Source organism: Curtobacterium sp. NPDC089991, assembly GCF_044748425.1.
Lineage (GTDB): Bacteria > Actinomycetota > Actinomycetes > Actinomycetales > Microbacteriaceae > Curtobacterium.
Map to the genome: position 1 here is coordinate 228883 of NZ_JBIVGB010000002.1, position 17149 is coordinate 246031.

The following is a 17149-nucleotide window of genomic DNA, read 5'->3' on the forward strand; positions in this document are numbered from 1 at the left end:
CCCGAGGGTTCAGGAGACGCGCATGGGGGACATGACGGTGCCAGCGACGCCGCACCTGCGCGCCACCGTGTACGACGTCGTCCTCCGCCCCCGCCGGTCCCTGGTCCGTTCGACGGCGCTGAGCATCGTGTTCTCGGCCGTGCCGCTCGCCGTCGCCCTGGTCTGGGTGTCGTTCCCGTTCCGGACGTGGGCGATGGTCGCGACCGTGGTCGTCGCGCTGGCGGTCTTCGTCGGCGTCGTCTTCGTCCGACTGAGCACGGCGTACATCGGCATCGACCCTGACGGCCTGACGATCCGGGGCGTGGTCACCGCGCACCGTCGGATCCCCCGCGACCGCGTGCACAGTCTGGTGCTCGCCACCACCTACGGCAGCTCGGTCGACCGCACCATGCGCGAGCTCGTGGCGTTCGACGCGACGGGTGCGCACCTGTTCCGCATCCGTGCCGACGTGTGGGGCGACGACGGGCTCGCCCAGGTCGTCGACGCCCTGGGCGTCCAGGTGACGGAAGAGGCACGTCCGGTCTCGGCCCGGGTCTTCGCGAAGCGCTACCCCTCGAGCCGCGCCTGGTACGAACAGCGGCCGGCCTACCTGCTCGTCGGCGGCGTGGCAGCACTCGTCGTCCTGGGTCTCCTCGTCGTCGAGTTCACCGGCCTGCTCGGTCGCTGACGCTCGGAGCTGCCGGACGTCACCGACGTCGGCGCAGCGTCGAGAAGATCCCCTGCACGACCTCCTTCGCGATCGTGCCGCCGAGCCGTGACCCGAGCAGGTCCGACAGCGGGTCGTCCGCCTTCCGTGAGGTCGTCGTCCGCGTGCTGCGCCCCGACCGGCCCGAACGCCGCGACGCCGCAGCCCGCTCGGCCTTCTCGAACTCGCGCTGCGTCCGCTCGTACTCCTTCTGCGCAGCAGCCCGCTCGCGTTCCTCCTGCTTGGCCTGCGCCGCGGCCTCCTTGGCCGCGGTCGCCGCAGCACGCGCGGCTTCCTTCTCGGCCTCGGCCGCCGCGAGGGCTGCGTCCTTCTGCGCGTCCACCGCCGCCGCCTCGGCAGCAGCTGCCTCCATCCGACGTGCCAGCATCTCGTGCGCCGAGTCCGGGTCCACCCGGGTGCCGTACGTCGCGAGCAACGGCGATGCCTGCACCCGCGATTGCATCTCGGCGGCGGGCATCGGGTCCATCGATCCCTGCGGCGCGCGCAACCGGGTCCACGCGACCGGCGTCGGCGCACCCTTCTCGTTCATGACGGTGACGATCGCCTCGCCGGTCGCCAGCGAGGTCAGTACCTCACCCAGGTCGTAGTCGCTCGACGGGTAGGTCGACACCGTCGCCCGGAGCGCCTTCGCGTCGTCGGGGGTGTGCGCCCGCAGCTGGTGCTGGATGCGCGACCCGAGCTGCGCCAGGACGTCGTTCGGCACGTCCTTCGGGGTCTGGGTCACGAAGAAGATCCCGACACCCTTCGACCGGATCAACCGCACGGTCCGCACGATCTGGTCCGTGAAGTCCTTCGACGCCCCGCTGAACAGCAGGTGCGCCTCGTCGAAGAAGAACACAAGCTTCGGCTTGTCCTGGTCGCCGACCTCTGGCAGTTCGTTGAACAGGTCGGCCAAGAGCCACATCAGGAACGTCGAGAAGACCTCGGGCTGGTCCTGCACGCCCGGGACCTCGAGCAGGCTCACGATCCCCCGGCCGTCCGCCGCCGTGCGCAGGAACACCTGCGTGTCGATCTCGGGCTCGCCGAAGAACTGGTCGGCACCCTTGTCGGCGAACGTGATGAGCTCGCGCAGGATCACCCCGGCGGTCTGCTTCGACAGACCACCGAGCTCGGCGAGCTCGCCCTTGCCCTGGTCGCCCACCAGGAACGTCAGCACGCTCCGCAGGTCGGCCAGGTCGACGAGCGGCAACCCGGCCTGCTCGGCGTAGTGGAACACCAGTCCGAGCGAGGACTCCTGGGTGTCGTTCAGGCCGAGCACCTTCGACAGCAGCAACGGCCCGAACCCGGACACCGTCGCGCGGATCGGCACGCCCGCGCCCTGACCACCGAGCGAGAAGAGCTCCGCCTGGCTCGCGACGCCCTGCCACTGCTGGCCGATGCCCGCGGTGCGCGCGAGCAGCTTCTCGTTCCCCTGCCCGACCACCGCGAGCCCGGAGAGGTCGCCCTTGATGTCGGCCGCGAAGACCGGCACGCCGTTCGCCGCGATCTGTTCGGCGAGGACCTGCAGCGTGCGGGTCTTGCCGGTACCGGTCGCGCCGGCGACCAGCCCGTGCCGGTTCAGCATGCCGAGCGGGATGCGGACCTGGACGTCGGGCTGCGCCTCGCCGTTCACCAGCGCACCGAGTTCGAGCGCCTGCCCCTCGACGGTGTAGCCGGTGCGGATCGCGGCGACGGCGTCCGGCCCGAGCGGGGCTGCGCCACTGCCGGGAGGCGCGGTGCCGGCCGCCGGGGCGTCCGCCGGTGCCGGGACGGCCGCGTCGAGAGCCGCCGTCGCGTCGTCCGCGACGGCTGCGGTGGGTCCTGCGGTGGTGGGCTCTGGAGCCAGTGGGGTGGCGGAGGCGGGCTCCGCGTCGGGGGCGAGCCGGGCCTCCTGTCCGGCGAGTGCGGCGGCGAGCTCCTCGGCCCGCTGCACGGCTTCGTCGGCCAGCCGGCGTGCCTCGTCCGCTGCCTGCCTGGCGGCCTCGGCCGCTGCCCGTGCCTGCTCCACCGCGTCGCTCATGGGCACAGCCTATGGACGCGCGGGGGCCGCTGTCCGGCTGATCCGGGCAGCTGTGGAGAACGCGTCAGTGCGTGAGCTCGGGGACCGTCCGGGGCCGCACCACGAACCACAGGATCAGGATGGCCATCACCGAGGTCGAGGCCATCACGATCGCCATCGGGGTCGCGGTGGTGATGCCGAGCCAACCGACGATCGGCGAGATCAGGCCGGCGACGCCGAAGTTCAGGGCGCCGAGCAGCGACGCCGCCGTCCCGGCCTCCTTGCCGTGCGCAGCAAGGCCGATGACCTGGACGAGGGGGAACGAGAACCCGCAGGCCGCGATGAAGAACCACAGGGGCACGAGCACGCCCACGAGCCCCGCACCGAGCTGGTCGAGCACGATGATCGCGATCGACGCCAGGAACAGGGTCGCCGTCGAGCACGCCAGGATCCACTGCGGCCCGACGCGCTGCGCCAACCGCGCGGAGATCTGCACACCGAGCACGACGCCCACCGAGTTCACCGCGAAGAGCAGCCCGTACTGCTGGGCGTCGAGTCCGTAGACACCCTGGAACAGGAACGGCGACGAGCTGAGGTACGAGAACAACCCGCTGAACACCATCGCCCCGATGAGCGCGACCCCCACGAAGATCCGGTCGGAGAACAGCGCCTTGTACCGCTGACCGATCGTGGAGTGGCCGGCCTCGCGGCGACGGGCCGGGGGCAGGGTCTCGACGATGAGCAGGATCGACGCGATCACCACGGCCAGGCCGTAGCAGGCGAGGAAGACGAAGATGCCGCGCCAGCTGGTGAACTGGAGCATCTGCGAGCCGATGAGCGGCGCGAGGATCGGCGCCAGCCCGTTCACCATCGCCAGGCGGGACAGCATCCGGACGAGCGGCTTGCCGCCGAACAGGTCGCGGACGGTGGCCATCGCGACGACACCGCCGGCGGCAGCACCCATGCCCTGGAGCACGCGGAACACCGCGAGGAGCTCGATGTCGGGAGCGGTCGCCGCGCCGATCGACGCGGCGATGTGCACCGTCGTCGCGATGATGAGCGGCAGCCGGCGGCCGACCTTGTCGCTCCACGGGCCGACGAGCAGCTGCCCGAACGCGAACCCGAGCGTCGTCGCCGTGAGCGTCAGCTGCACGGCGCCGTCGGTGACGCCGAACTGCTCCTTGATCGCCGGGAACGCCGGCAGGTACAGGTCGATCGTGAACGGCCCGAGCGCCGTCAGGGCGCCCAGGACGAAGACGTAGACGAGTCGCTGCCCACGGGAGAGTGAGTCTCCGGGGTGCAGGACGACCCGGAGCGAACCGGTGGTGGCGGGCGCGGTCACGAGCAGGAGTCCTTCGGCGGTGAGGGGCGGGGAGGTGATCGCGGCGTCGATCGAATCGATTCGTCCGCGGAACCATCCTACGGGCCGCAGGAGCGCTCCCGACGCCGTCGGCTCGGATTGCCCGCGTGTTGCCACCCGCCGTCCGCGTGCCGATCCCGTGCCATGCGGTACCGTCGGACTGCTCGGGGGCCTCCGGGTGAACCGGATCAGAAGGGGGTGGGCGTCATGGTGGATGCCCGGATCCTGCACACGACCGCCGCCCTGCGCGAAGCGATCCTGCGACTGGCGGCCGACCGCCCCGTCTCCGAGATCACCGTCGCGGACGTCACCCGTGCCGCCGGCATCAACCGCGCGACGTTCTACTCGCACGCGGTCTCCCCCGGATCGCTGCTCGCCGACGTGCTGACGCCGGAGCTCGACCGCATCCGGCAGGACGACGCCGACGACCGACGGGCCGCAGCCGCCCGCGGAGCCGACGCGGCCGAGCTCGCGACCATCACACGGCGGGGCATCAACGCGGTCGTCGAGCACGTGACCACCCACCGCGACATCTACGCCAAGGCACTGCCGGACCCGAACGACGCGTCACTGCACCGGCTGCTCGTGGGCCACTTCACCGAGTCGAGTGCCCTTCACATCCGCGAACTCGACGCCGACCGCCGCCCGGAGCTCCTCGACGACGTGGCCGCCGGCTACGTCGCGCAGGGCTTCGTCGGGGCGATCGAAGCGTGGCTCGCCGGGCCCCGACGGTCGCGGAAGGCGCTGGTCGAGACGATCACGCTGTCGTTCCCGGCCTGGTGGAGCTGAGCTGAGCCGCCTGGTGGCACGGCGCTGACCGGCATGCTGACGCGGCGCTGACCGGCCTGGTGGCGCGGCTCGCCTCGGCTCACTCGGCGTCGGTCGAGTCGCCGTCGCTCGGTTCGGTCTCCGGCTTCTCGCCGCGCTGCAACGACTGCACGACCTCGACCGCGGTGGCCGCCAGGTCTGCGTCGTCCGCCGCTGCGGGCACCCGGTAGTCGGCCGACACACCGTCGCCGCCGGTACCGCTCGCCGGCAGCGGATCACCCAGGGACACCACCACGACACCGGCGTCGTGCGCGGTCTGGATCACCCCGGTGAGCGCGGACGGCCGAGCCGCGTGCACGAGCAGGGCCTTGGCGCCCTTGCGGACGAGCTGGGCTACCGCGGTCCGCTGGGACGCCGCCGCACCGGACGCGGGTGCGACCCGGACGTCGGGACGGAACCCGGCATCGGACAGGCCGGTGCGCAGGTCCTCGCCCAGGGCCGCGTCGTCGTCGACCAGCACGACGCCGATGACAGCCTGCTTGTCGAACCCGCCGTCGGAGCTGGTCAGGTCCGTGCTCTGCACCGGCGTGGGCGCAGCGGAGGTCGTGCCCTGGCAGCCGGCCAACGCGAGGGCGGCCGTCAGGACGACGGCTGCAGCGACGATGCGCACCACGGGTGTCTCCTCTTCGGTCCGGTCTGCCACGCTACCCGGCTGCGCGGTCCGGCGACGCCGACGACACCGGCGCGGGGACGGGTCCGAGCCGCCGGACCGCGGCGATCGCCAGTGCGGCGAAGCAGATCATCGCCGCGAAGACCAGCGGGAAGGACACCGTGCCCTCGGCGCCGCCGGTCGCGGTGAACAGCAGCCCGGTGACCGCCAGGCCGATGACGCTGCCCGCTGCGTCGGCGATGGTGAGCGCCGAGCTCGCGAAGCCGTCGTCGCCCTCGCCCGAGAACCGCAGGGTGAGCATCGACGTCCGCGGGTAGATCGCCCCCATGCCCGCGCCGCCGACGAACCAACCGGCGACGAGCACCCACCACGGCAGGTCGAGCGTCGCCACCGCGAAGGCCGCCAGCAGGCTCACCAGGACGAGCGCGAGGCCGACACCGAAGGTCCGACGTGCGGTCAGGCGCTGCTCCCCCAGCCGACCGTGCGCCCAACTCGACGCCGCCCAGCTGAGCGCGGCGACTGTCAGCGCGAGCCCCGCAGCCGAAGCGGACAGGCCGTGCTTCGCCTGCAGCAGGAACGGCACGTACGCCTCGCTGCCGAAGAACGACGCCGCCACGAGCCCGCGCAGCAACACCACCGAGGGCAGTCCGGCGGCGGCACGGAAGGTGCCGGTCGGCAGCAACGGACGCAGGGCGAACCACGTCCCGACCAGGCCGACCACGACCGCGGCCACCATCCCCCACGGGGTCAGGTCCGGCGCGACGTTCAGCAGCAGGATCGACACGGCCGCGGCGACCGACCACCCGATCCGGATCCGCTGCCACGGCGGCCGCAGCTCGACCGCCGGTGCCTGCAGCCGTCCGAGCGTCGGCACGAGCACGCTGAACGCACCCACGGCGATCACGAGCGCCCCCGCGAAGACCCAGTGCCAGTTCCACGTGTCGGTGACGATGCCGGCGATCGCCGGGCCGATCAGCGCCGGGACCACCCACGCGGCCGCGAACCCGGCGAACACCGGTCCGTGCAGCTCGGCGGGGAAGATCCGGGCGACGAGCACGTACAGCACGACGTCGATCGCGCCGGCACCGAAGCCCTCGACCAGTCGACCGACGAGGAAGACCTCCATCGTCGGCGCGAGCATGACCACGGCGGTCCCGACGGCGAACAGCAGCGCGGAGACCCAGGCGACGACCCGGCCGCCTGCGCGGTCGGTCCAGTTGCCGGCGAGCACCATGCCGGGTACCCCGGCCGCGAGCGGTGCCGCGAAGGCCAGGGCGTACAGGGCCTCGCCGTCCAGGTCGCGACTGATCACCGGCATGATCGTCGTCATCGCCAGGTTCTGGAACGCCGCGACGCCCACGATGGCGACCATGCCGATCGTCGCGAGGGCGTACCGCCCGCTCAGCAGGCCCGTCCTCGTCGCCGTGGTGCTCACCCGCTCATCGTAGGGGCGAGGGGCGACACCGCCGACGTCGCGGGGCGCGGACCACGCGCGATGCGCGTCAGCGCCTGCTGCAGGTCCGCGTCAGCGCCTGCTGCAGGTCCGCGTCAGCGCGTCAGCGCCTGCTGCAGATCCGCGATCAGGTCGCCCGCGTCCTCGATGCCGACGGACAGCCGCACCACGTTCTCGGGCACCGCGAGCTCCGTGCCCTTCACCGAGGCGTGGGTCATCTCGCTCGGGTACCCGATGAGCGACTCCACACCCCCGAGCGACTCGGCCAGCGCGAACAGCTCCGTGGACTCCGCGAAGCGTCGGGCCGCGTCCGGGCCGCCCGACAGTGCGACGGACAGCATCCCGCCGAACCCGCGCATCTGACGCGCGGCGATGTCGTGCCCCGGGTGGTCGGTGAGCCCCGGGTAGTAGACGCGCTCGATGCCCGGCGCTGCGACGAGCGCCTCGGCGACGGCCTGCGCGTTCGTGGAGTGCCGCTCCATCCGGACCGCCAGTGTCTTGATGCCGCGGGTGGTCAGGAAGGCGTCGAACGGCGACGAGATCGCACCGGCGCCGAACTGCAGGAACTGCACCTTCGCCGCGAGCTCCTGGTCGGCGAGCACGACGGCCCCACCGACGACGTCGGAGTGGCCACCCAGGTACTTCGTCGTCGAGTACACGACGACGTCGGCACCGAGCGACAGCGGCTGCTGCAGGTACGGCGACGCGAAGGTGTTGTCCACGACGACGAGTGCACCGGCCTCGTGCCCGAGGGTCGCGAGTCCGGCGATGTCGGCGATCTTCATGAGCGGGTTGGTCGGCGTCTCGACCCAGAGCACGGTGTCCTCTGGGGCGCCCTGCAGCGCGGCCCGGACCTGGTCGAGCTCGCTCATGTCGACGACGACGAGCTCGACGCCCCACGGCACGTGCAGTCGGCTGACCAGACGGTGGGTCCCGCCGTACACGTCGTTCCCCATCACGACGCGGGCCCCGGGACGGAGCGCCGCCCGGAGCAGGGCGTCCTCGGCGGCGAGACCGGACGCGAACGAGTACGCGGCCACGCCGCCGTCCAGGTCGGCGAGCAGCGTCTGCAGGGAGTCGCGCGTCGGGTTGCCGGCGCGGGAGTACTCGTAGCCGTTCCGCATCCCGCCGATGCCGTCCTGCACGTAGGTGGACGTCAGGTGGATCGGCGGGATGACGGCGCCGGTGGGGCCGTCGGGCTCCTGGCCGGCGTGGACGGCGCGGGTGCTGAACTCGGTCATGCTGGCTGCGTTCCTTACTCGGAGAGGTAGGTCAGGAGGTCGTGGCGGGTCAGGACCGTGACCGGCTTGCCGTCCTCGACGACGAGCAGGGCGTCCACCGTCTCGAGGGCTCGACGCGCTGCGGACACGGACTCGCCCACGCCGATCAACGGGAGTGGTTCGCCCACGAAACCGGTCAGGGCGTCCGTCATCTTCGCAGCACCGGTGAAGACCTGTTCGAGCAGGTCCTTCTCGGCGACGGCCCCGATGACCTCGCCGATGACGACCGGCGGTTCGGCACTGAGCACGGGCATCTGGGACACCCCGTACTTGGTCATGATGTCGACGACCTCGCGCACGGTGTCCGCCGGGTGCGCGTGCACCAGGTCGGGCAGACGGCCGTCCTTGCCGGCGATGAGCGACCCGACGGTGCGCGCCTCGTCGGTCTCGGCGAAGCCGTACGAGCGCATCCACCGGTCGTTGAAGATCTTGCCGAGGTAGCCGCGGCCACCGTCGGGCAGCAGCACCACGACGACGTCGTCCTCGGTCAGGTCGCGGGCGGCCCGCAGCGCTGCGACGACCGCCATCCCGCTGGACCCGCCCACGAGCAGGCCCTCTTCCCGCGCCAGGCGGCGGGTCATCGCGAACGAGTCGGCGTCCGACACCGCGATGATCTCGTCCGGCACCTCGGGGTCGTACGCGGTCGGCCAGAAGTCCTCGCCCACACCCTCGACCAGGTACGGCCGGCCGGTGCCGCCGGAGTAGACCGAGCCCTCGGGGTCGGCCCCCACGATGCGGACACGGCCGTCGGACGCCTCCTTCAGGAAGCGCCCGGTGCCCGAGATGGTGCCACCCGTCCCGACGCCCGCGACGAAGTGGGTGATCTGCTGCTCGGTGTCGCGCCAGATCTCCGGACCGGTGGTCTCGTAGTGGCTGCGGGGGCCGTTCGGGTTCGCGTACTGGTTCGGCTTGTAGGCGCCGGGGATCTCGCGGACGAGCCGGTCGGACACCGAGTAGTACGACTCCGGGTGCTCGGGCGCCACTGCCGTCGGTGTGACGACGATCTCGGCGCCGTACGCCGTCAGGACGTTGCGCTTGTCCTCGCCGACCTTGTCCGGCAGCACGAACACGCACCGGTAGCCGCGCTGCTGAGCGACGAGCGCCAGCCCGACCCCGGTGTTGCCCGAGGTGGGTTCGACGATCGTCCCGCCGGGTCGCAGGTCACCGGAGGCCTCGGCAGCATCGATGATGCGCGTGGCGATGCGGTCCTTCGACGATCCGCCGGGGTTCAGGTACTCGACCTTCACCAGGACGGTGGCGCGCACCCCCTCGGTGACGCGGTTGAGCTTGACGAGCGGGGTGTCGCCGACGAGGTCGACCACGGAGTTCGCGTAACGCACGGGCCCGAGTCTAGGACGCCGACACCGCGTTCTGCTGGGATGCGACGTGCGCGGACACCGCTGCGGACACCTCGGCGCGTCGCCGGTCGATCACGTCGCCCATGTCGCGCGCCAGCGCCGGGGTGGACCGCACGATCTGGTCGAGAGCCGTGGCGGGGACGACCAGCACCGCGACCTCGGTGAGCGCCGTGGCGGTCGTGAGCAGGGCCTCCCGGGTCAACGCCGTCTGCCCGACGTAGTCGCCGGCCTCGACGCGGGTCGCCGGAAGGTCGGCGTCCTCGAAGGGGACCCGCAGTTCCACGCTGCCGGACAGGACGAACCGCACCGAATCCGGCACCGAGCCGACCCGGTGGATGACCTCGCCGGCCGCGTAGCGCTCGAGCCGCACCGTCGGCGCGAGCGCCGCGGTGTCGTCACCGGTCAGGTACAGCGTCGCGGCGATCGAGGCGAGCGCCTCGTCGCGGCGTGCATCGGTGACGAAGTCGTCAGTGGTGTCGCCGTCGAGCCCGAGGCCCGCGCGACGCGCCGCGTACCAGAGCCACATCCGGAACTGGGCGAGCGCGTCGGCCTCCTGGGACGGGCCGCGCACCTGGAACGACACCGCGTACGCCGCGCCGCCCGCCGGCACCGCCGTCGGTCGCGTCCCGGCGTACAGCTGCGGGAGACCGCTGGCGACCCGCTCGAGCAGGGCGACCACGGCGGCGGGTGGATCGTCCGTCGTGAACGTGACGTCGGTCGACACCGGGAACGTGCCACCGGTGCGGCTGAGGTTCGTGAACGACGCCCCGGCCAACGATCCGATCGGGGTGATCAGGATGCCCTCGCCGGTGTCGACGTGCACCGATCGCCAGTTGACCTCGACCACCCGGCCGCGCGTGCCGCCGATGTCGAGCCAGTCGCCGAGGCGGAACGGCTGCTCGAACAGCAGGAACAGGCCGGCGACGATGGGCCCGACGGCGGTCTGCAACGCGAGGGCGATCACGAACGACCCGACCCCGAGCGCCGTGAAGATGCCGCCGATGTCGGTCCCCCACACGATGCGGAACACCACCGCGAGGCCGATCGCCACCAGGATGACGCGGGCGATGTCGACGAAGATCGACGGGATCTTCTCGCGCCAGGTCCCCTTCCGGGCGTTCGTGAACATCAGGATGTTCAGCCCGTTCAGCACGAAGACGATCAGCAGGAAGCCGAGCACGGTCGCGATGACCTGGCTGACCACCGGCCGACCCGGGTCGACCGCGTCGGTCACCTGCACCGACAGGACCAGGATCGCGATGACCGGGACGACGGCGTTGCGCAGCAGCGCGACGACCTTCGACATCGGGTTGTGCCGGCGCTCGAGGCTCGACTGCACCTCGGTCAACAGGAGCAGCAGGAGTGGCAACCCGACGATCACGCTGATCGACGGCCAGAACCACGCCTGCTCCCAGAAGGCGGTCACGACGCCACCCGCTCGAGCTTCCAGACCTTCTGCGGACCGGTCTGGGTCTGCACCGTCCCGACGTCCTGCACGCCACCGCGGTCACCGAGCTTGTCGATCACCCGCTGCGTCGCGTACACCCCGGGCGCGGGCGCGATGCCCTGGACCCGGTACGCCAGGCTGACGGCATCGCCCCACATGTCGTAGACGATGCTGGAACGACCGACCAGACCACTCGTCACCTGGCCGGTGTCGATGCCCGCGCGCAGCCCGACCTTCGAACCGTGCTGGGCGTTGAACCGCTCGAGTGCACCCTGTGCTTCCTCCGCCCAGTCGACCACCCGCCGGACGTTGTCGACGCGGGGCACGCTCAGACCGCAGCTGGCCAGGTACCCGCTGCGCGTCGTGCGCACCCGCTCGATGCCGTGCCGACCAGCGGCCTCGTCGAGGGACCGCCACAGGTCGTTGAGCAGCGACAGGGACTCCTCCGCCGTCAGGCCGGCGGCGAAGTCGTCGTACCCGATGATGTCCGCGTAGACCACCGCGACGTCCTGGTGGTCCGAGGCGATGGTCTCGTCGCCCTGCTTGTACCGCCGGGCGACCTCCTCCGGCATGAGCGTCAGGAGCAGGGTGTCGTTCTGCCGCCGCTGCTCGTCGAGCAGGTCCTGCTTCACCTGCAGGCTCCGGCTCATGTCGTTGAAGGCGAGCCCGAGGTCACCGATCTCGTCACCGGCCTTCGTCTTCACCTCGACGCCGAGATCGCCGCTGCTGACCCGGTTCACCGCGGTCTGCAGTCGGCGGATGGGGCGGACGAAGACCTGCGCCAGCAGCAGCGACAGCAGGCTCACCAGGACGATGATGGCGACCAGGGACAACCCGATGTTCCGGGCGAAGTCGTTCACCGGCGCGAAGGCCTCAGCGGTGTCCATCTGCGCCACGACCACCCAGCGCAGGCCGTCCACCTCGAGCGGCGCGTACGCGGACAACACCTCCTTGCCCCGGTAGTCGTTCGAGATCACCGTGCCCGACTTGCCCTGCAGTGCCCGGCTGACCGGGGTGGTGTTGACCTCCTGCAGGAGCACCGACCCCTTCACGGCGATCTGTCGCGCGGCCGTGCCGGGTGCGGTCCCCGCGGCGATCACGTCGCGCTGGTACTGCTTCGGGTGCTCGAGCAGCTGGCGCGGGTAGGACCGCATCAGGTGGTCCGCCCCCACCAGGTACGACTCCCCCGTGTCGCCGAGCCCGTCGTCGGCCCAGTCCTGGTTGCCCGTCATGACCTGGTTGATGAGGTCCACGGGCACCTGCACGGCCAGCACGCCGATGATCTTGCCGTCGTCGGCCACCGGGGACATCACCCACAGCGTCGGGACGTTCAGGCTCGGTGCGTACCGGGCGAAGTCGGTCACCACGAAGTCGTCCGCACTGGTCAGCTGCAGCGCCTCCTCGTACCCGCTCGCCAGGTTCGAGTCGCGGTACGGGCCGTCCTGCAGGTTCGAACCGAGGTCCGCCCCGGAGTAGGTCGAGTACGTCACGTCGCCGTCGGTGTCCATGAGGAGCAGGTCCTCGTAACCGGCGGACTCGACCGCCTGGCGGAAGTACGGCTGGTACTCGGCGTGCGCCTCGGACCACTTGCTGCCGTCACCGGCGTCGTCGAGTTGCGCGGCCTGGTCGTAGTCGTCGAAGGGCGCCGTGTACCGGGCTTGCAGGTACGCCTGCGGATCGGTCGTCGGCGCGAACTGGTCCGGGTTCGCCGAGCCGCCACTCCGCGCGTCGAGCTGCGGGACGAAGGTGTCCGCGTACCAGGCGTCGACCTTCGTGTGGTCGGCGTCGGACATCGGACGGTCGCGCAGGTCGTCCCACCCGGCCGAGAACGCCTTGGTCGCGCCGATCACGCTCTCGTTGCGGGTCTGCGCGACGACCGTCTGCGTGAACTGGTCGAACGACCGCTTCAGCTCGGTGATCCGCGCCTCGCGCAGCGACGTCACCTGGTTGAGCGCCGCGTTCTCGAGCGAGGCACGACCGTTCAGGTACCCGACGACGCCGACCACCAGCGCCGCGATGATGCTCACGGCGAGCAGCATCACCAGGAGCTTCGACTGGATGTCGAGTGAGCCGCTCGTCAGGAAGGCCCGGAGCTTGCCCTTCCTGCGCGGTGCGTCCTCGACGACGCGAGGACCGCCCGTCTGCGAGTCCGTCGCCGGGGGGATCGGGTCGGGACCGGGGCTGCTGGTGTCGGACGTCGGTGGGACTGCAGTCACTTCGAACTCCGCTCAGGAGGGCTGGGTGCGCGCGCGCGTCAACCACAGGTACCACGCGAGCAACACTCGTGTCAGGTATCCGACGTTCGTTGCGGCTTCGTGACCTCGGTGGTCGCGTTCGCGACACCTGTCGCGGGGCGGGCCGGAGACGGCGGGCTGGAGACGCGGGCTGGAGACGCGGGCTGGAGACGCGGGCGGTCGGACGGGAGGCGCGCTGCGGCCCCGTCACGGGCCTCCCGTCCGCCGTCGGGTCACCTGTCCGTTCCGCGCACGCGCCGCGCACGCTGGCACCGGTCGGTCCGTGCGCACCGGCGCCGGCGCCGGCCGGCCGGCTCAACGCTCGACGGCGTCCGCGGGCGTGTTCTGCTGCCGGTGCAGAAGCGCGTAGGTGCCGTCGAGCGCGAGGAGTTCGTCGTGCGTGCCCTGCTCGACGATCCGCCCGTGGTCGAGCACGAAGATGACGTCGGCGTCCCGGATCGTCGACAGCCGGTGCGCGATCGAGATGGTGGTGCGCCCCGCGGCGGCGGTGTCGAGCGCGGTCTGCACCACGCGCTCCGAGATCGAGTCGAGCGCGCTCGTGGCCTCGTCGAGCACGAGCACGGGAGGGTCCTTCAGGAGCACCCGCGCGATCGCGATCCGCTGCTTCTCGCCGCCGGACAGTCGGTACCCGCGTTCCCCCACGACCGTGTCGTAGCCGTCCGGGAACGAGGCGATCGTGTCGTGGATGTTCGCCGCCCGTGCCGCCCGTTCGACCTCGTCGTCGGTGGCGTCCGGTTTGGCGTAGCGCAGGTTGTCGCCGATCGTCGCGTGGAACAGGTACGTCTCCTGGCTGACGATCCCCACGTGGCGCATGAGGTCCTCGTGCACGAGGTCGCGGACGTCCTGCCCGGCGAACCGCACGGAGCCCTCGGTCGCCTCGTACAACCGCGGCACCAGGTACGACACGGTGGTCTTGCCCGCACCCGACGGACCGACGAAGGCAGCGAACTGCCCGGGTCGGAGGTCGAACGAGACCCCGCGGAGCGTCGGCTTGTCGGCCTCGCCGTCCGGGTACGTGAACGTCACGTCGTCGAACGCGACGTGACCGACCATGGTGTCGTCGACGGGCTTCGCCGTGGGCGAGTCGGTGATCGCGGGCTTCAGGTCGAAGTACTCGAAGATCCGAGCGAACAACGCTCCGGAGGTCTGCAGGTCGAGCACGACCCGGAGCAGTCCGACCGTCGGGAACAGCAAGCGCGACTGCACCGTCGTGAACGCGACGATGGTGCCGGCGGTGATAGGGACGTCGCCGATGATCAGCCAGGCCGCGACGAGGTAGATGATCGCCGGGATGATCGACAGGAAGATCTGCACGATCGCGAAGAACCACTGCCCGGACATCTGCTGGCGGACCTGCAACTGGATCTGGTTGCGGTTCTCGTCCCCGTAGCGGCGGGTCTCGCTGCGCTGCTGGTTGAAGCTCTTGGCCAGCAGGATGCCGGAGACGCTCAGTGCCTCTTGCGTGATCGCCGTCATGTCGGACAGCGACTCCTGCGTCTGCCCGGCGATGCGGGCACGGACCTGCCCGACCCGACGCTGCGCGATGACGAGCAACGGCAGCAGCACGACCGCGACCAAGGTCATCTGCCAGCTCAGCAACAGCATGGCGACGATGGCGGCGATGACCGTGACGGTGTTGCCGAGCACCGACGAGATCGTGTTGTTCAGCACGCTCGCGACGCCGCCGACGTCGTTCTGCAGGCGGGACTGGATGACACCGGTCTTCGTGCGGGTGAAGAACGCGAGTTCCATGCGCTGCAGGTGCCCGAACAGGCGCATCCGCATGGCGCCCATGACCTTGTTGCCGACCGTCGCCGTCAGGTAGGTCTGCCAGACGCCCACCCCGGCGCTCGCGATCCAGAGGAACACCATCGCCGACACGAGCTCGACCAGCACCGGGACGTCGGGGCTGCCGGAGGGTGGGAACAGGCCCCGGTCGAACGCCTGCTGCGTCAACAGCGGCGGGATCACCGAGATCGCCGCGCCGATCAGGACGAGGACGACCGTCAGGATGATCGACCGCCGGTGCGGGACGAACAGCCCGGCGATCCGCTTCACCAGGTGCGGGATCTTCGGCGCTTCGGCGTTGGCGGCCTTCTGCGCACGGAAGTCACCGCTGGAGATCCGGCCGCCGCCGCGCGGACCACCGCCACCGCCGCCCCCGCGCATCCCGCCGCCCATGCTCATGCAGCAACCGTATCCCCACGGTCGGACATCGGCGCGCGCTCGACGACCGCCGTTCCGCGGTGCAGTCCGACGGCCGTATTTGACCCCGTTCAGGGGGCGTGCGAGCATGTGCCGTCCCCGCCCCCGCACCACCGAGGTCCCATGACGTCCGCGCCGTCCCGTCCCACGTCCCTCCGCCAGCAGCTCGCCCGCCGCAAGCCGATCGAGCAACTGCAGTCCGAGGCGGCCGTCGGCGTCAACGGCGAACCGCTCCGCCGGTCGCTCGGTGTCTGGCACCTGACGATGATCAGCGTCGGCGCGACCCTCGGGACCGGCATCCTCGTGGTGCTCGGCACGGCCGTGCCGCTCGCGGGTCCTGCCGTGTGGATCTCCTTCGTCGTCGCCGGGATCGCGGCCCTGCTCTCGGCACTGTCCTACGCCGAGATGGCCGGAGCCGTCCCGACCTCGGGGTCGAGCTACTCGTACACCTACGCCACGATGGGCGAGGGCATCGCGTGGGTCTGCGGATGGTGCCTCGTCCTCGAGTACGCCGTCTCGGTGGCCGCGGTCGCGGTCGGCGCGAGCGAGTACGTGGACGAGACCCTGCGCGTGTTCGGGTTGCACCTGCCGACGGCACTGTCGGCGCCTCCGGGCGACGGCGGCGTCGTGAACCTGCCGGCGGCCGTCCTGGTCCTGCTCGCCACCGTCGTCCTGATCCCCGGTGCCCGCGAGAGCGCCTGGGTGAACACCGTCATGGTCGTCGTGAAGATCGCACTGCTCGTGTTCTTCGTGGTCGTCGCCTTCACAGCCTTCCAGGCGCAGAACTTCGAGCCGCTCGCGCCGATGGGTGCCGCCGGGGTGACCGCCGCCGCGTCCAGGCTCTTCTTCTCGTACATCGGTTTCGACGCCGCCTCCACCGCCGGCGAAGAGGCGAAGAACCCGCGCCGCGACCTCCCCCGGGCGATCATCGGTTCGATCGCGCTCATCACGGCGCTCTACATCCTCGTCGCCATCGCCGCGATCGGTGCCCGTTCGTGGACGGACTTCTCGTCGTCCGAGGCCTCGCTCGTCCGCATCGTGGTCGACGTCACGGGGCAGCCGCTCGTCGCGCTGGTGTTCTCGATCGGCGCGGTGATCGCGATCGCGAGCGTGGTGCTGACCGTGCTCTACGGCCAGACCCGGATCCTGCTCACCATGGCCCGCGACGGCCTGGTCCCGAAGGTCTTCGGTCGGGTCTCCCGGCGCACCGGCACCCCCATCGCGAACACGTTGATCATCGGCATCGCGGTCACGATCGTCGCCGCCCTGGTCCCCCTGGGCGAGCTCGCCGACGCCACCAGCATCGGCACCCTCGTCGCGTTCGCGCTCGTCAACGTGTCGGTCATCGTGCTCCGTCGCTCGCAGCCCGACCTCGAGCGCTCGTACCGCGTCCCGCTGTTCCCCGTCGTGCCGATCCTCGGCGCCCTGAGCTGCGTGCTCCTGGCGGTGTTCCTCGGCGCAACGACGTGGATCGCCTTCGGCATCTGGATGGTCGTCGGCGCCGTGCTCTACCTGGCCTACGGCCGCCGTCACAGCACCTTGCGCTGACCCGCCCGGCCCGCCGGCGACTTCGCGGGCCCAGCGACAGTTCACGCGTCCCACTGCCCGTAAGACGTCGCTGAGCCCGTGAACTCGATGCTGACTCATTCCTCCACAGGGACGGCGCCGG

12 protein-coding genes are annotated in these 17149 nt (G+C 71.1%); 3 read left to right on the plus strand and 9 right to left on the minus strand.

Going from position 1 to position 17149, the window contains the following annotated elements:
• The first annotated feature begins 22 nt into the window (after nucleotides 1-22).
• Complete coding sequence (locus tag ACIPV1_RS06170; RefSeq protein WP_132100064.1) at nucleotides 23-667, plus strand: hypothetical protein; 645 nt, start codon at nucleotides 23-25, stop codon at nucleotides 665-667.
• 19 nt (nucleotides 668-686) lie between these two features.
• On the opposite strand, the gene ACIPV1_RS06175 is transcribed toward ACIPV1_RS06170, so the two are convergent.
• Nucleotides 687-2705: a helicase HerA-like domain-containing protein gene (locus tag ACIPV1_RS06175; protein ID WP_402725961.1), complete on the minus strand. Its 2019-nt coding sequence runs from the start codon at nucleotides 2703-2705 to the stop codon at nucleotides 687-689.
• Nucleotides 2706-2769: 64 nt separating this feature from the next.
• A complete protein-coding gene (locus tag ACIPV1_RS06180) occupies nucleotides 2770-4026 on the minus strand; it encodes a multidrug effflux MFS transporter (protein WP_111084464.1) in 1257 nt (418 codons plus the stop codon).
• 225 nt (nucleotides 4027-4251) lie between these two features.
• Between ACIPV1_RS06180 and ACIPV1_RS06185 the strand changes: the two genes are divergently transcribed.
• Nucleotides 4252-4833: a TetR/AcrR family transcriptional regulator gene (locus tag ACIPV1_RS06185; RefSeq protein WP_159573139.1), complete on the plus strand. Its 582-nt coding sequence runs from the start codon at nucleotides 4252-4254 to the stop codon at nucleotides 4831-4833.
• 79 nt (nucleotides 4834-4912) lie between these two features.
• Here the strand turns inward: ACIPV1_RS06185 and ACIPV1_RS06190 are convergent, their stop codons facing one another.
• The 7 genes from ACIPV1_RS06190 to ACIPV1_RS06220 all read right to left on the minus strand — a co-directional run bounded on the left by ACIPV1_RS06190 (nucleotide 4913) and on the right by ACIPV1_RS06220 (nucleotide 15444).
• Nucleotides 4913-5485, minus strand: coding sequence for a substrate-binding domain-containing protein (locus ACIPV1_RS06190; RefSeq protein WP_165901358.1), 573 nt, complete (start codon nucleotides 5483-5485; stop codon nucleotides 4913-4915).
• 31 nt (nucleotides 5486-5516) lie between these two features.
• Nucleotides 5517-6917 (minus strand): MFS transporter, encoded by a 1401-nt coding sequence (locus ACIPV1_RS06195; protein ID WP_402725962.1) that lies wholly within the window; start codon nucleotides 6915-6917, stop codon nucleotides 5517-5519.
• Nucleotides 6918-7030: 113 nt separating this feature from the next.
• The gene (locus ACIPV1_RS06200) at nucleotides 7031-8176 is read right to left on the minus strand and encodes a cystathionine gamma-synthase (RefSeq protein WP_402725963.1); all 1146 of its coding nucleotides are present in this window, start codon (nucleotides 8174-8176) and stop codon (nucleotides 7031-7033) included.
• A gap of 14 nt (nucleotides 8177-8190) precedes the next feature.
• Entirely contained in the window at nucleotides 8191-9555 is a 1365-nt protein-coding gene (locus tag ACIPV1_RS06205; protein ID WP_194672742.1) for a cystathionine beta-synthase, read from the minus strand.
• A 10-nt stretch (nucleotides 9556-9565) separates the two neighbouring features.
• Entirely contained in the window at nucleotides 9566-10999 is a 1434-nt protein-coding gene (locus ACIPV1_RS06210; RefSeq protein ID WP_402725964.1) for a mechanosensitive ion channel domain-containing protein, read from the minus strand.
• The gene (locus ACIPV1_RS06215) at nucleotides 10996-13236 is read right to left on the minus strand and encodes an adenylate/guanylate cyclase domain-containing protein (protein ID WP_402725965.1); all 2241 of its coding nucleotides are present in this window, start codon (nucleotides 13234-13236) and stop codon (nucleotides 10996-10998) included. The genes ACIPV1_RS06210 and ACIPV1_RS06215 overlap by 4 nt, the downstream gene beginning before the upstream one ends.
• A 333-nt stretch (nucleotides 13237-13569) precedes the next feature.
• The gene (locus ACIPV1_RS06220) at nucleotides 13570-15444 is read right to left on the minus strand and encodes an ABC transporter ATP-binding protein (RefSeq protein ID WP_123292343.1); all 1875 of its coding nucleotides are present in this window, start codon (nucleotides 15442-15444) and stop codon (nucleotides 13570-13572) included.
• Nucleotides 15445-15603: 159 nt separating this feature from the next.
• Between ACIPV1_RS06220 and ACIPV1_RS06225 the strand changes: the two genes are divergently transcribed.
• A complete protein-coding gene (locus ACIPV1_RS06225; protein WP_123338869.1) occupies nucleotides 15604-17028 on the plus strand; it encodes an amino acid permease in 1425 nt (474 codons plus the stop codon).
• The last annotated feature ends 121 nt before the right edge of the window (nucleotides 17029-17149 follow it).